The 15,104-nt window shown below is 59.4% G+C and carries 10 protein-coding genes; 7 read left to right on the top strand and 3 right to left on the bottom strand.

The annotated features are described in order from the left end of the window. Positions 1-10 precede the first annotated feature (10 nt). The gene (locus DVJ77_RS10015) at positions 11-994 is read left to right on the top strand and encodes a TolB-like translocation protein (protein WP_114845376.1); all 984 of its coding nucleotides are present in this window, start codon (positions 11-13) and stop codon (positions 992-994) included. A gap of 65 nt (positions 995-1,059) precedes the next feature. Beyond that, a complete protein-coding gene (locus DVJ77_RS10020) occupies positions 1,060-2,649 on the top strand; it encodes an MBL fold metallo-hydrolase (protein ID WP_114845377.1) in 1,590 nt (529 codons plus the stop codon). Between the two features lie 21 nt (positions 2,650-2,670). Here the strand turns inward: DVJ77_RS10020 and DVJ77_RS10025 are convergent, their stop codons facing one another. The 3 genes from DVJ77_RS10025 to DVJ77_RS10035 all read right to left on the bottom strand — a co-directional run bounded on the left by DVJ77_RS10025 (position 2,671) and on the right by DVJ77_RS10035 (position 5,756). Further along, complete coding sequence (locus DVJ77_RS10025) at positions 2,671-4,446, bottom strand: tetratricopeptide repeat-containing diguanylate cyclase (RefSeq protein ID WP_114845378.1); 1,776 nt, start codon at positions 4,444-4,446, stop codon at positions 2,671-2,673. 14 nt (positions 4,447-4,460) lie between these two features. Further along, positions 4,461-4,751 carry a hypothetical protein gene (locus DVJ77_RS10030; RefSeq protein WP_114845379.1) on the bottom strand — a complete coding sequence of 97 codons (291 nt, stop codon included), beginning with the start codon at positions 4,749-4,751 and terminating at the stop codon, positions 4,461-4,463. Positions 4,752-4,919: 168 nt separating this feature from the next. Then, positions 4,920-5,756, bottom strand: a complete 837-nt coding sequence (locus tag DVJ77_RS10035; RefSeq protein WP_114845380.1) for an SAM-dependent methyltransferase — start codon at positions 5,754-5,756, stop codon at positions 4,920-4,922. A gap of 293 nt (positions 5,757-6,049) precedes the next feature. On the opposite strand from DVJ77_RS10035, the gene DVJ77_RS10040 reads away from it, so the two are divergent. The 5 genes from DVJ77_RS10040 (at position 6,050) to DVJ77_RS10065 (ending at position 14,634) form a co-directional block, all read left to right on the top strand. Further along, on the top strand, positions 6,050-8,578 hold the full coding sequence (locus DVJ77_RS10040; protein ID WP_114845381.1) for a TonB-dependent receptor plug domain-containing protein: 2,529 nt from the start codon (positions 6,050-6,052) through the stop codon (positions 8,576-8,578). 177 nt (positions 8,579-8,755) lie between these two features. Next, the gene (locus DVJ77_RS10045) at positions 8,756-9,478 is read left to right on the top strand and encodes a hypothetical protein (RefSeq protein WP_114845382.1); all 723 of its coding nucleotides are present in this window, start codon (positions 8,756-8,758) and stop codon (positions 9,476-9,478) included. Positions 9,479-9,928: 450 nt separating this feature from the next. Further along, complete coding sequence (locus DVJ77_RS10050; protein WP_162791445.1) at positions 9,929-11,380, top strand: serine hydrolase domain-containing protein; 1,452 nt, start codon at positions 9,929-9,931, stop codon at positions 11,378-11,380. Between the two features lie 223 nt (positions 11,381-11,603). Further along, positions 11,604-13,160 (top strand): ankyrin repeat domain-containing protein, encoded by a 1,557-nt coding sequence (locus tag DVJ77_RS21455; protein WP_162791446.1) that lies wholly within the window; start codon positions 11,604-11,606, stop codon positions 13,158-13,160. A 733-nt stretch (positions 13,161-13,893) separates the two neighbouring features. Further along, complete coding sequence (locus DVJ77_RS10065) at positions 13,894-14,634, top strand: nuclear transport factor 2 family protein (RefSeq protein ID WP_114845386.1); 741 nt, start codon at positions 13,894-13,896, stop codon at positions 14,632-14,634. Positions 14,635-15,104 lie beyond the last annotated feature (470 nt).

Genomic DNA, 15,104 nt, shown 5'->3' on the forward strand with positions numbered 1-15,104 from the left:
GGAAGCACGCATGAGGTTGCACACATTCGCCTGGGCCATCGCTTTTGCGCTGAGCTGCGCAGCACCGGTGAAAGCCGCTGAGCTGCTGGGTGCCGGGGTCATTTCCACCGGCCTGCAAGAGACCACCGCGGCGCTGTCGCCGGATGGGCAGACGCTGTACTTTCTGCGCTCGGACTTCACCGAAACGGACGACACCATCCTGGTCTCGCACCGCCAGGGCAACGGCTGGTCGACGCCGGAAGTAGCATCGTTCTCCGGGCAATGGCACGACTCCGAGCCGGCCTACGCGCCGGATGGCAAGCGCCTGTACTTCGTCTCCAATCGCCCCGTGCGTGCGGGCGATGCATCCGTGGTAGCCGAGATGGGCGGCCAGACCTTCGCCGGCAGCAACCTCTGGTATGTGCAGCGCCAGGCGGATGGACGTTGGGGCGAGCCGGTGCATGTGGAAGGTGCGCTCAACGACGGCGCCATGATCTACAACCCATCCTTGGCGGCCAATGGCGATATTTATTTCTCCGCCCATCGCCCGGACTCCGGCAAGCTGTATCAGGTCTATGTGGTGCACCCCACGGACGGCGCGGGCAGTGGCTACTCCGCACCGCAGCGCGTGGAGCTGGGGGATCTCTCGCATAACCGCATGGATCCATGCATCGATCCGCAGGGCCGGTTTCTGTTGTTCGCCGGCAACGAAGGCGACTCGCTCGGCAGTGCCGATATCTATATCGCCTTTCATCAGGCCGATGGCGGCTGGAGCAAGCCCGAGCACCTGGGCGGCGACGTAAACACCAAGAGTCTGGAGAACGCGCCCACGCTAGGGCCGAAATTCGGTGAGCTGTATGTATCCAGCAACCGCCAGGAGGAGCAGCACTTTCCCAAGCCGCACGACAGCATGGCCTCGTTGCAGCAGCGGCTGAGCGGGCCGCTCAATGGCTCGCGCAATATCTGGCGCGTGGATATCGCCGACGTGCTACGGGCGCACGGCATCAAAGAGTAGCGTTCTGAACCAACAACACTAAGAAACTACTTCGCAAAGCAGTCCGTGTTCTGTTGAGGTTATCCATGCGCTTTCCCGTGCTGATTCCGCTCGCTTTTGCCGTTGCCGGCAACCTGTCATGCAGTACGCAAAGCCATGCGGCGGATGCGAGCGCACGCGCATGGGTTGCCCAGGCGCTGAAGACGATGGGCCAACGCCATGACCTGCACCAAGTAGCCGCCTTGCGTGCACAAACCATTAGTGCGGTCTGGGATACGGTCGAATTCGACCATGCCGATGCCCCCTTTGTTTTCGAGGGGGCCGCGCAGGCGTCCGTCATCGATGACCTCCATGGAGGTCGCCGACTGACCGACGAGACCCAGCTCGGTGCCGGCGCCGCGCCTTCGTCGTTGCATACGCGCACGTTGCTGACGCCCACCGAGGAACGTACTGACCGCGTCATGGCTGGCCGTCCACCGGCCACGACGCGTTATGAAGCACCACCCGCATGGAATACTGACGAACCGATCGCGGTGTTGCTTCTGGCCGAACAGGCCAGCGATCTCATGCGCGAGGCGGACGTCTCGCCGCACGGTATTGAGCAGCATGTAGTGTCGTTTCATCGGGGGCGTTATCCGGTGCGTGTGTTTCTCGACACCGTCACCGGACTTCCCAGCGCCATCGACACCACGCGTGAGCTGCGGCGAGCCAACAGTGTGGACATCGCCTATAACGCCATGGGCGACGTGGTCGATCACGTAGAACTGATGAACTACGCGCTGTTCGATGGTGTGCGCTATCCGGTGCAATCGGATCTGTTCCGCAACGGCGTGCACCTGAGAACGACTATCCGTAACGAGTTGCATATGGATGCGACGCTCGATGCGAAGGCGTTCGCCCTGCCTGAAACCTCGGTGACCTTGTCGCATGCGAGCGTTGACGACATCGCACTCGGCCAGGCCGTGGGCTTGGCGCCCGATCCCAAGGCGCCCATCGCTGAAATCGCGCCGGGCATTGTGCAGATACCCGGTTCATGGTTCAGCACCATCGTGCGCCAGGACGACGGCCTGGTCATCATTGATGCACCCATCTCCACCGGCTATTCGCGCAAAGTGCTCGATGAAGCCGCGCAGCGATTTCCGGGCATGCCGGTGAAAGCGCTGATAACCTCCACCGCGTTCTACTGGCATGTGGCTGGCGTGCGTGAGTACGCGGCGCGCGGCATTCCGATTTATGCGCGCGACCGTAACGTATCGGTGATCCGCGCGATGCTCAATGCCTCCCGCACGCTGACACCCGATGAGCTTGCGCTGCATCCGGTCGCGCCGATCATCCGCCCGGTATCGAAAGCGACCGCCATCGGCCATGGCCGCAATGCGATCGTGCTGTACCCCGTGCGCGAAGGCGAACAGCCTATGCAAATGAGCTGGATCGCCGACGCCCATCTGCTGCATACGGCTGAGATGGTGATGCCGCTGGGGCCAAACGGCACACTGATACAGCCAGAGTCCTTGCTGGAGTTGCAGCACTCGGTGGAGGCGTCGCCTATCGCCACCCATGGATTGCACATGATCGGCATGCATATGCGACCGACCGCGTGGGATGTGTTGTTGCAGGCGTTGAAAGACGCAGGTGTCAATGGAGTCGAGGGAATCGAGCGCGCCGGTCCCGCATGAATCCGCGCGCCTTTCGACGCTTCAGGCTTCGACCAGGCTGCCGTTCTCGGTATCGGCGATGACGCGATTGCGTCCGGTGCGCTTGGCCCGATAGAGCGCGGCATCAGCTTCCCTGCACAACCGCTGCAGCACGTAGCCGGACCTGTCGGTAGAGGCCAGGCCGACGCTGACGGAAAACGATACGATGCAGCCGTCCCCATCTACCGGCGTTGTTTCAATCGTCATTCGGATGCGATCGGCGATAGCCATGCTCTGGTCGCGAGAGCACTCAAGCAGCAGGATGGCGAATTCCTCGCCGCCCAGGCGGCCGAACAAGTCGGTAGGTCGCAATTGCTGTTGGCAGATAGCGACGGTATGCCTCAGCACGGCATCTCCCATGGCATGACCATGGGTATCGTTGACCTGCTTGAAGTGGTCCAGATCGATGGATATCAGGCAGGCGCTGCCGAGCTTTTTCTCCAGCAAATGCAGCACACGATCAGCCTCACTGATGAAGTGCTGGTGGTTTAGGATGCCGGTCAGCCCGTCATGATAGGACAGCTTCTTGAAGCGAAGCTGCGAGCGCTTGAGCCGGTACAACCAGAAGACGATGGATACCAAGACCATGAGCATCAAGCCGTTATAAAGCCGGCTGGTCTCGACCGCCTTGATGTCCAGAGCCTGCTGCAGGCGCAGGATATTGTTCTGCTTGCTTAGCCTTTCTGTTTCGAGCTTTTGCACCAGCATGTGCTGCTGGGTCACCTCGTAGGCCAGTGTCCTGGCACTGATGTCGTTGAGGTAGCCCTTGTCCTGGGCAACATAGTGCTCGTAGTACGAGAGTGTGCTGGCGGTATTGCTTCGCTTTTTCTCGATTCGATAGAGCACCTCATAGGCTTCCTTCAGCCATTCGCTGATGTCGCCAGGGCGGCCCATGGCCACGGCAACCAGAGCTGCCTTTCTGGCGTCGCTGTCATGGTGCAGCTTCTCGTAAGCCTGTGCGCGCTGCACCTGTGCGGACAGCATATGGGGGTAGTAATGGTTGATAAGAATGCTGGGGGCAATCCGGTCAAGCAGGGCCATGGCCTTGGCTGGCTGGTCTTCGTCCAGATAAAGGCTGCTCAGGACAAGCCACATGGCGTTGGCGATGACTGGTTGTCGCGCGGCTACACAGGTATCGATAGCTCGTTGCAGTTCCGGGCTGGATGATGTCAGCCGTTTGCCGTTGGAAAGCGCCGCTGCTTGCAGGGAGAGCGGGCGGCAGAGGGTTTCGCCAGGGGGCACGACGTTTTCCATCATGCGTGCGTACTTGATGGCGAGATCGGTTTGGCCGGCCAAATCCAGCATCTGCGACAGGTTTATCAGGACCGTGAAGCGGGTCTGCGGATCTTTGATCTCGGACACGCCGGTAGCCAGGCGATTGGCCAGCGCGAAGGCTTCTTCGTAGCGTCGATTGGCGGCCAGGTTGCTCAAGAGCAGCGCTGAGGCCTTGGCGGTCAGGTCCACGTCACCGGAGTGATCGATAACATCATGAAGCTGGGTCTCGGACTTGCCGTAGTCCCCCTGAAACATGGTCTCCCATGCGTCGAGATAACGCAGATGCCATTGCTCGCCCGAGGTCACGCGGGGCGCTTCACGGTGGATCTGCTCCAGCATCTGCACGAACTGCGGGTGATCTTTCAGGCGCAGGCTTTCGGTCTGCTGCAGGAATGCGGCGGGATCGGAGATGGGTGTAGCGGCATGGCCGGTCTGCAAGAACACGCACAAGACCAGGCCCACCAGCGTGGGCCATGGCCAGGAGCAGCTCGGCAGCCGAGGCATGCTGAGTTTCTCTATTAAATGGACGACTTGCCGGGATCGGGAGCCGGGAGATTGTCCGGCTCGTCGTCGGCATCGGGGGCCGGCTCTTCCTCTTCGTGACAGGGCGACTGGGTAATTTGCGGTGCTTGCATGGGTATGTGCCCAAGCTCCGCAAATAGCAGCGAACTGTCACCGTGCGCCGCCGCCGACGTGAGGGCCTTAGATGCTTGCGCCTGTTCGAGCATGTTGGTCAATTCCTCGGTCGATGCGTGACGCAGCGAAGCGTCCCGACCGATGGCTTCTAGCAAATCAATCGTGTCCGACATGTGTTTCCCCTGTTTTTTCAATGGAACAGCTTGATGGGTCCGGCATGCCGCTGGCATGCGGTCATCTGTATTTATTGATGGCGAAGCGCCATCGAAATCTGCCTCTCCCCGAGTTCTCCCCCCAGGGCGTTCACTACATGAAAGATCGCCCCCATGGCGTCTTTCGCCTCACGCAAAGGCATCTGCCTTGTCCAATTTGTCCAGTGCTTTCAATCGCTCTTGAATGGCGAGGTTCGGCTTCAAAGCTTCCGCCGGCGGTAATACCACCGTTTCCTCGGTGGTCAACGGGATATCGGGCAGATCGCGCAGGGCAACGCGGCGGATGCGCGGCTTCTCGATCGGCAGCGTCGCTCCGCGGTAGATGATGACCTCATGGTCGAGCGGATAGTCGTGGCTCAACAGGTCTACCAGCACCTGCCGGTAGGCCGGCCCGGTCTCGAAGCGCGTCAGCGACCGGTCGCCCACCAGGCCGACCTGCCACAGCACCAGATAGCCGGTGGGGTCGATGCGCCGCTGATAGAAAAGTAGCTGACTGGCCTCGAAGTGCTGGCAGCCGAAGCGGCCCGGATCGATCCCCAGATCGGCATAGAGGCAGTCCTCGGCAGAGATGCCTGGCTCCATATGCGCCTCGAAGCCTTCCGCGCGAGCGACCTCGATGGCTTTGTGCGGCGACCAGGCAAAGATGCCGGGGTGGCCGTAGAACACCCCGCAGACACGCTTGCCGGCACGTACCTCGGTCATCATCAGGTCGACCCACTGCCGATAGGTCTGCATCCGCGACTTGCCCACCTGGTAGTAGGGCTGAAGGCTACGCACGTCCGCATGCATGCGTTGCAGCCACATCTGCACGATGCCATCGGAAAGCGCCGCGAATACCACGTCCGCCTGCTCGATATGGCTGCGGGCCAGCGGCGTAAGGTGGGAACCCAGGGTCATACCCATGCCGACGCAGGCCAGGTTGCCGCGACGCGCGTCGTTCGGTGGCAGTAGGGGGGGTGTTTTCATCGCGTGATAGTAGGGCAATTTCCGGGGCTAAGGCACGCCGAGTAATCGAACCATAAGGCTAGGTGGCTGCCCTTGAACATAAGACGCTTTCCCGCCCCAGGCAGCCAAGCCGGACAGCGGCCGCCGAGCGGCCTGAGTGGCCGCGGTTTCCGACTCTTTACCCCCTCGCCACCGCTGACAAACCGTTGACATAGCTCATGTTGAGATGGCCGCTTCCGGCGCGGGGAGGCGGACGTGGCAAATCGTGCCACGTCCGAGCGCGTTGTTGTCGTGCGGTTGAATGGGAGAGGCTAATGTCGGGTTGCAATTTGACGCGTCCGCAAGGGCGCGGTTGGTCGTGTCTGCCGTTGGGGGCGGTGAGTCTGGGTCTTCTTCTCGCGTTGCCCGTGTGGGCACAAGACGCCGCGCCGCCAGACCAGCAAAAGGCCAAGACGCTCGAAGGCGTGCAAGTGATTGGTTCGCGCGCCAAAGACCGCACGGCGGCGGAGACGCCGGCGCCGGTCGACGTGATCGGTCGCGAGCAATTGGAAAGTGCCGGGGTGGTCGAAGTAGGGCAGGCGTTGCAGATGCTGGAGCCCAGTTTTAATTTTTCGCGCACCTTTGTCAGCGACGGTACCGATACCATTCGCCCCGCGACCTTGCGCGGACTGGGGCCGGACCAAGTGCTGGTGCTGGTCAACGGTAAGCGCCGGCACCAGCAGGCATTAGTCAACGTGCAGCAGACCATCGGCCGCGGTTCCGCTGGTACCGATATCAACGCGATCCCGATCTCGGCGATCGAGCGCATCGAAGTACTGCGTGACGGCGCTGCCGCACAGTACGGCTCGGACGCGATCTCCGGCGTTATCAACATCGTGCTGAAGAAACAGGTCGGCGAGACCAACGTGTCGCTAAACGGCGGCAAGACCTATCAGGGTGACGGTTTCACGCGTCAAGGCGACATCAATACCGGTCTGCGCATCGGCCAGGACGGTTACCTCAACCTGAGCGCCGAATACCGGCATCGCGACCCGACCAATCGTGCCGGCCCCGACATGCTGCGCGTTAACCCGCCACGCGTCACCCAGAAACTGGGTGACGCCGATACCAAGGACGCTTACTTCTGGCTCAACGGCGGCCTGCCGATCGCACATGGCGAGCTGTACTGGTTTGGCGGCATTTCGCAGCGCAAGGGCAATTCTTTTGGCTTCTTTCGCTCCGCCGGGGATAACCGCACGATTCCCGCACTGTATCCGAACGGCTTTCTGCCGAATATTTCCACCGAGGTTAAAGATGCCTCGCTCGCGGTGGGCTATCGCGGGCCGCTCGGCGGCAAGTGGGACTACGATATTTCGCTTAATCATGGCCGCAGCCAGTTCGGTTTCAACGAACGGCAGTCCGCGAATGTGAGCTGGTGGTACGAGCCGCGCGATCCGTCTAACCCGGCCGCCGGCATCTATGCGCAGTCGCCGACCTCGGCGAACACCGGTACGTTGCGTCTCAACGAAACCACCTTCAACTTTGACCTGCGCGGCCCGATCGACTGGGGCGTCGGCCAGGATGCGCTGAACTTCGCCACCGGCTTCGAATGGCGACGCGACAGCTATCAGATCCTGCCCGGCGACCCGGTGTCTTACAACTACGGCCGCACCAATAACCGAGCTATCCCGATTGTCGGTCAGACCGGTGACATCGCGCAGCCGGGTATGCAGGGCTTTCCTGGTTTTTCGCCGACCGAGGCGGTCAATAAGGGCCGCAGTAACACCGCGTTGTATATCGATGCGGAGTCGCAGATGACCCAGCGGCTGTTGCTGGGCGCCGCCGCTCGCTATGAGCACTACTCAGACTTCGGCAGCACCACCACCGGCAAACTATCGGCGCGTTTCGACGCAACCGATGAGTTCGCCGTGCGCGGCACCCTCGCCACCGGCTTTCGCGCACCCGGCGTGCAGCAATTGTTCTACAGCCAGCGCTCGACCAACCTCGACCCGAGCGGCAAGCTCACCGATACGCTGACCGCGCGACAGGACAGCCCGGTGACGCGCGCATTCGGCATCCAGCCGCTCAAGCAGGAAACCTCGCATAGCGGCACCTTGGGCGTGGTCTACAAGCCGGGCAACGATTTCACATTGACCGTCGATCTGTTTCGTATCGACATCAAGAACCGCATCATCTTCTCCAGCAATATCGTGCCGGAAAGCGTGGGCACGGACGGTAATCCCTGCGCCACCAATAATGCCAATTGCCCGATCCGCGCGATTCTGGCTCCGTTCGGAGTGGGGCAGGTGCTGTTTTTCACCAACGCGATCAACACCAAGACACAAGGTGTCGACGTGGTGGCCGAAAAAGGCTTTCACTTCGCCAATAACGCCACGCTCGATCTCACGGCATTGCTCAATTACAACAAGACCGAAGTCACCAAGCGCAAGTCGCCGTCGGCAATCCTGCCGCCGGAGAAGTTATTCGACGACACCCAGGTGACGCTGATCGAGCAAGGTCAGCCGCGTGTGCATGATGTGTTGCAAGGCGTGTATCGCACCGGGCCGTGGGACTTCACCTTGCGCGGCAATTATTTTGGGCCGGTCAGCGGACAAGGGTTTACGCCGGGGATCAAACAGACCTGGCATGGCAAGTGGCTGGCTGACGTGGCGCTGGGTTATCGCTTCTCAGACCGCGCAAAGCTGACCATCGGTGCGGACAATCTATTTGACACTTACCCCGACAAGTGGGACCCGAAGACCGGAGCGCCATTCCCACAGCTTGGTTTTGTCTACGGTTGGGAAACCCTGCCGTTCGGTGTGAATGGCGGGTATTACTACGCGCGGCTCGATTTCAAGTTTTGAAAGAATCATCTAATGCGATCGGGTGCCTTGCTGCGTTATATCACCGGCAGGGCATGACCAATGGCTCTTATCTGACTGCGGTAATGCTGTGAATAATGTGATTGCGGATGATTGATTATCTGTCTATCTCGTTAATCCATCTCTTTAACCACTACCGATAGCTGAGAGGGAAAACCGATGAAACCCATTGGCCAGCGTTTCCTGATGATCTATGCCGGTGTACTGACCGCGGTATTTGCGGTCACCGTTTTGAGTGGATCTGTGCAGCCGGCAAAGACGCTCACATTGGAGCAGTTGGATGTGCAACGTATCAATATGCGCGAACCCGACGGTACGCTGCGTCTGGTGATATCCAACACCGACAAAGCGCCGGGAATTTACATCAAAAACAAGGAATACCCGCATCCTACCCGCAAGGCTGCCGGCATGATTTTTCTAAACGATGAAGGCAGCGAAAACGGTGGCCTGGGCTTCGGCGGTGAAAAGGGCAAGGACGGTGCTGCAGGGACTTATGGGCATCTCTCCTTTGACGCTTATGAACAAGATCAGCTCATGAGCTTGGATGTCGAGCAACATGGTAACGCGCGTAGCAACACACTCACGCTGTTCGACCGACCCAACTTTCCGCTCACCGACCTGGTCAATTACGCGGCGACGATCAAGAATCTTCCCAAGGATGAGCAACAGAAGAAAATACTGGCTTACTTCGACGAGCACGGTGGACGGCCTACGCAGCGCCTGACGCTAGGCACTGGCCCCGACAGCAGCGTGGGACTGGCCATCAACGACATCAAGGGCCGCCCGCGCATCGTATTGTCGGTGGCGGCGGATGGCTCTCCTTCGATCCAGACGCTGGATGAGGCCGGCAAGGCGATAGGCGTACCGGCATCGAAGCAGTAGAGGGAGATACGCGATCAAGGGGCAGAGGTATTTCTTAAATAACTCTTCCCTCTTAGTGCCGCGTCGGTCGGCAAGCACGGACAACGATGGAGGTCACGCCCCAGCGCGCAGCGTGACCGATGCCAGTGCCCCGCCGCCGCATGCGGCACCAGCGGCCGGCCGGTGTGGCTTCGCACCAACGCCAACGGGGGCATGGCATGCAAGTCTCGCTTGAGGCTGAGGCAACCGAGTACGCCATGCGCAACTGCCGGTGCCTTGAGTATTGATGCAGCATATGGAAACCCGCGCGGGGTCAGGCATTCTTAAATGACGCTGACCCCGCGCCTCATGGCCCCGCGCCTTCGCCTGCGGTTCTTCACTTCCATGATCGGGCTGTAAGCCCCTAGAGTAGTTGCCGCCTGATCGTGCGGTTGCATGTCCACCTGTCCATCTAATTCAGGAGTACATCCGTTGAAGATCCTAGCCCTGGCGCTGCTTAGTCTCGCCGCCTTCACTTGCCATGCGCAACAAGCACTCTCCGAACGGGATATCCACAAGATCGAGAATGGGTTAGTGCCGCGTATCCTCGTTCAAGGCGAGGATACGCAGACATACAACGTGCTCGAACGGATGAAGCTGTTCAACGTTCCCGGACTTAGCCTGGCGGTGTTCAAGGACGGTAAGGTCGTCTGGCAAAAGGGCTATGGACTCGCTGACGTAAAGGGCCGCGTTCCGGTCGACATCCATACGAAGTTCCAGTCCGCTTCAATCAGCAAATCCGTTACGGCCTTCGCCGTACTCAAGCTTTCGCTTGAGAAGGGGCTGGATCTGGACCGGGACGTGAATGATTACCTTACCGGCTGGAAGGTTCCAGAAAATACCTTTACGCAATCCGAAAAGGTGACGATTCGCAGGCTGCTTAACCACACGGCAGGCCTCAACGGCGAAGGGTTTCCCGGTTACGACAAGAGCGACAAAATTCCCGACGCGGTTGGCGTTCTCAATGGCGAAGGCAATAGTCCCAAGCTCGCGGTCGAGGCGATTCCCGGAACGAGGTACTCGTATTCCGGCGCTGGCTATGTGGTCTTGCAAAAGCTGGTGGAGGAGTTGTCTGGAAAATCGTTCGAGCGTTATATGCAGGATGAGGTGCTGACTCCGCTGAAGATGAGCGACAGTTCGTTCAATCCGTACCCCAGTTCGCATATGAGCCTCGCTTACGACTTCCGCGGCCAAGCCTATGCGGGCGGCTGGCATGTCTATCCCGAACTGGCTCCGGCCGGGCTGTGGACGACGCCCGCCGACCTGGCGAAGTTCTGCGTTGCCGTGCGGGATTCGTTGCGCGGGGTCGAGGGCTCGTATCTACCCAAGGCCATGGCCGAGCAGATGCGAACGGCCAGCATGAAGCCGGGCGGCGGCGATGAATACGGCCTCGGGCTGGAGTTTCGCGGAAAGGGGATCAATGCCTCGTTCGGGCACGGTGGCAGCAACGCTGGATTCAAGAGCGAGATGTTCTATTTCTTCAATCAGGATCTCGGTCTTGTGTTGATGACGAACGCGGACAACGGCCGCCTCGCTCGCAATGAAATGATCCGTGCGCTTTCCAACCACTACCACCTCGATCTGTTTCCGCCCAAGACCGTAACAGCGGTACGCCTGGCCAAAGCCGACCTTGATGCGTATGCCGGCAAGTATCAGCACGAGCAGGAAAAGAACCGCTATTTCACCGTGGCTGTCGATTCCGCCAGCGGCCTGACCATGCAGGACCTGACGAGCGGCAAGAAGAATACGTTCATCCCGATTGGGACAGACAAGTTTGTCGACCGCTATAGCGGCGAAGAGGCTGTGTTCACCCGCAATAGCGCGAGCGGAAGTACCCGCATGCTCTACGATGGCGACGACACCTTGATTAAAGTGTCGGAATGAAGCGAAGCGCGTGCCGCGCTATCCGCTTCACCGGAAGCGCCACTTGAAGCTGGAGACTGGTTTGGAAGCTTGTTTGAATGGAATGCGTGGTGCGCGGCGCTCAGTGCTGGCATGGACGCTGGCAATGTTGGGTTTTGGATATGGCGCCCATGCGATGGCAAAGGAATCCGTTGCGATGGTACGAGAGCAAACACAGCCATGCGTGGCGGTAGTGGAAGGTGACATGGATAAGTTGCGTAAGTCTCTGCAAGGGCCGTTGCGACCGTTCGAGAAATGCCCCAACAGCAGTTACACGCTTGCTTATATCGCCACGGATGAGTTGGAGCAGGATCAATGGTTGGTGTTTCGCGAACTGGTGCCTCCCCAGGATCGCGCACGACTAAGCGAGATGCGCCTGCTCCGTTTAATCTATCTCGCCCCGAACCAGATGCCGTCGACGGAGTCGTTGACGGTGATCGAGCAGATGCTGGAAGAGGGCACTCTTACTGTCGAAGATGGGCAATTCTCCTGGCCGAGCGTCGGTCGCCTGCTCGAGATACTTGAGCTGGAGCCGTCCCGAGTCACCTCCGATCAAAAGGCGCAGGTCGCTCGGATATTCTTTGAACGGATGCTCAGCAAGGCGCCAGCGGAGCGCGAGGCGAATTTGTCCAGCCTATGGCCTGGTCTGCTGCACCTGCCCGAGCCGCAGTTGCTTACCGCGTTGCAATCGCTCAAGTCCAAGTTTGGAGCTTTCAATCCGAGCAACGAGGCATGGCAGAAATCACCGGATATCGACTATCCGCTGAAGAGCGCCGATGTAGCGCGCGCGATCACCGGAGGGGTTTCCAATGAGGTGGTGTTGGCGATGGTCGACCTGCGCCTGCCGGCGCCGCCGGACGATCGTGCCTGGGGTGCGGCGATCGACAGCGGGCGTGTGGATCTCATCGCGCTGATTCTGAAACGTCACTACACGGTTCCGCTGGAAAACGATCACGGAACATGGCGAACGCCGCTGCTCCAAGCGGCCCAGGCGTTCGCCAAGAAAGCTGACGGGCGTGCGCTGGACTTGCTGCTTTGGGCATCACCGCCACCACCCTTGAATCCCGAAGTGGCCGACCGTGTGCTCAGCATCATGCTGTTTGCCAGTGCAGAGGCACCGGCCGAGCAGCGCTGGCGTTACGTCGACCGCATGGTTGCGCTAGGTGCCGATCCTGGCCGGCTGTTCAACGACAAGGACGTCGCGATGAACGGTTACAACATCATCGACCTGATCCACTATCGACCGCAGGTTGCGATGGGCTTATTACGCCACGGCTTGAGTCAGACCGTGCCGCTGCAGCCGGCTCGCGGCAATCTGTTGAGCAACTACCTCATGGTCAAGAGTCCGGTCAGCAATGAGCCACCGAGCATGGAGCTGATAAAGGTCATGCTTAAGCAGCGCAATACCATCAATCTCTACGATGCCGGGGTAGGGCATTTCCCGCTGGAGCTTGCGGTGATGAACTATTCACCGGAATTCGGCCGGGAGTTTTTGCAGTTGGGCGCTGATATCAGGGCGCGCGACCCCAACGGCTACAACCTGTTGACCCGAGCCGCCGCTTACGGCTATCTCAAGTTAGTGACCTTCTTGCTCGATGCCGGCGTGGACCCGGACGAAGCATCGGCCGACGGTATGACTGCACTGGCTTTCGCTCAGTGCAAAGGGCGCCACGAGGTGGTGGATCTATTGTTGCAGCGGCATGCGAAGGCATCCCCGGCCACGATCGATTGCCATGGCGCAGGGCGTGGCGGGAACAAGTGATCCACGCAAAGGCATACTCGCGTCATAGCAACAGCAGCCCCGCGATTGGAAGCAAGCCAAAGACAACGGTTGTCATTCGCAGCGCCCTGGGATGGTGACGAAGATGAAGGTATCCCAGCCAGAACACGGTGACCAACGGCACGAACCCGAGTACCGCAAAGAGCGCAATGCCAGTGTCCCTGCCACCTTCAAAATTGGATGTACCTATAAAGAAGATAGACGACACGCCAAGCGACACCGGTACTGCGGCAACGAAACTGCATAAGAAGTACATGACCCGTAAGGCAGTACTCGGCGGCCGTTGTTCCATAGTGATGTCCCGATAAGTGATGTCGCAGAGTTACCAGTATGCCTTGGTCGCCTGATGTGACGACGCGTAGGTTGGGGTGAGCAAAGCGAACCCCAACGTTGCGCGACATTGGGCATCACAGCAAGTCTCAAAGACATGCATGTTGGGCGTCACGACGAGTCCTGACATGACGGCAAGTCTCAAAGGCATGCATGTTGGGCGTCACGACGAGCCCTGACATGGCGGCAAGTCTCAAAGGCATGCATGTTGGACGTCACGACGAGCCCTGACATGACGCAACGTTGGGTATCACTTCGTTCAACCCAACCTACGGTAGCCGCCCAAGCCGCATCAGATGGGTAATCGGTTTAGTCTATGTGACTTCATGCACGGGCATGTGGCATGGAGGCGGGGCATGCTTCGTATCACTCTTAGGATGGGGCTATGCGCATGCGATCGCTTGGGTTTCTATGGGTCCTGGCTGCACTGAGTCCACTCTCGTCCGCGCGAGCTACCGAAGCGCCGAAGCCATTGCGTGATGAGCTGTTGCAGATCACACAAGCGCTAGTCGATGCGATTCCCCTAGGGGACAAGGCGGTATGGGAACGTGTACTCACCGACGATGCCGTCATCATTGATGAATTCGGTCGCGTTGCGCATAAGGCCGATACGGTGGCGTCCATGCATCCCTTTCCGGCGGGCCTTTCAGGCAGCATCGAACTGCGCGATGCCCATGCTCAGTTGTATGGCGATACGGCGATTTTGCAGGTGGAGGAGTACGAGCGTGAGGCTGTATTCGGACAGAACCTGGTGGTTCGTTATCAGTCATTGCTCACGTTTGTGAAGCAGTCAGGCATGTGGAAGCTTGCCGGTTACGAAGACGTCACTTTGCCAACCGCCCCGCCGAAGCTGGCCGTTGCCGACCTTGTGCTCGGCGATTACAGCGGTACGTATCGCTACGCACCAGACCGCAGTTGGAAGGTAAGCAATAAGCAAGGCGTGCTCAGCTACGTCACTAAGTCCGGCGGGCGGGCGAATGTACTTGAGCCCATCGCGAAGGATGTGTTCATGAGCAGTGATGACGAACGGAACCTGTTGATCTTCCGCCGCGACGAGCGTGGAAAGGTCAGTGCGCTTCTCGAACGGCGCAAGTTCAACGACCTGCGTCTGACTAAGGAGGTATAGGCGCTGAATCAAAGACAAGGAGTATCCGCATCAGCAGCAGGAAAAAAAGAGGCTTTCTTCAATGAGCGTGGCGGCGCGGCCACACACCTGATGCTCCGAAATTGGATGTTCCCATAAAGAAGATGGACGTCACGCCAAGCGACATAGGCGCCGCGGCAACGAAACTGCATAAGAAGTACATGACCCGTAATGCAGTACTCGGTGGCCGTTGTTCCATCGTGATGTCCCGATGGGTGATGTCGCGGAGTTACCAGTATGCCTTGGCATCTTGTGTAGGTTGGGGTGAGCCTAAGTGAACCCCAACCCCAACGTTGCACGACGTTGGGTATCACGGCGAACCCCCAAGGCACATCAAGTTGGGCATCACAGCGAGCCCCAACATTACGCCACGTTGGGCATCATTTCGTTCGACTCAACCTTGCTGCTTTGTCGCGGTATTCAACGGCGGTGATCCAGGTCAGAATGGCGGC

Source organism: Dyella tabacisoli (assembly GCF_003350925.1).
Taxonomy (GTDB): domain Bacteria; phylum Pseudomonadota; class Gammaproteobacteria; order Xanthomonadales; family Rhodanobacteraceae; genus Dyella_C; species Dyella_C tabacisoli.

What these genes read in the sequence shown, in the direction of transcription:
- DVJ77_RS10015 (WP_114845376.1), top strand. Translation starts at nt 11, where the DNA reads ATGAGGTTGCACACATTCGCCTGGGCCATCGCTTTTGCGCTGAGCTGC.
- DVJ77_RS10020 (WP_114845377.1), top strand. Translation starts at nt 1,060, where the DNA reads ATGCGCTTTCCCGTGCTGATTCCGCTCGCTTTTGCCGTTGCCGGCAAC.
- DVJ77_RS10025 (WP_114845378.1), bottom strand. Translation starts at nt 4,446, where the DNA reads ATGCCTCGGCTGCCGAGCTGCTCCTGGCCATGGCCCACGCTGGTGGGC.
- DVJ77_RS10030 (WP_114845379.1), bottom strand. Translation starts at nt 4,751, where the DNA reads ATGTCGGACACGATTGATTTGCTAGAAGCCATCGGTCGGGACGCTTCG.
- DVJ77_RS10035 (WP_114845380.1), bottom strand. Translation starts at nt 5,756, where the DNA reads ATGAAAACACCCCCCCTACTGCCACCGAACGACGCGCGTCGCGGCAAC.
- DVJ77_RS10040 (WP_114845381.1), top strand. Translation starts at nt 6,050, where the DNA reads ATGTCGGGTTGCAATTTGACGCGTCCGCAAGGGCGCGGTTGGTCGTGT.
- DVJ77_RS10045 (WP_114845382.1), top strand. Translation starts at nt 8,756, where the DNA reads ATGAAACCCATTGGCCAGCGTTTCCTGATGATCTATGCCGGTGTACTG.
- DVJ77_RS21455 (WP_162791446.1), top strand. Translation starts at nt 11,604, where the DNA reads ATGGATAAGTTGCGTAAGTCTCTGCAAGGGCCGTTGCGACCGTTCGAG.
- DVJ77_RS10065 (WP_114845386.1), top strand. Translation starts at nt 13,894, where the DNA reads ATGCGCATGCGATCGCTTGGGTTTCTATGGGTCCTGGCTGCACTGAGT.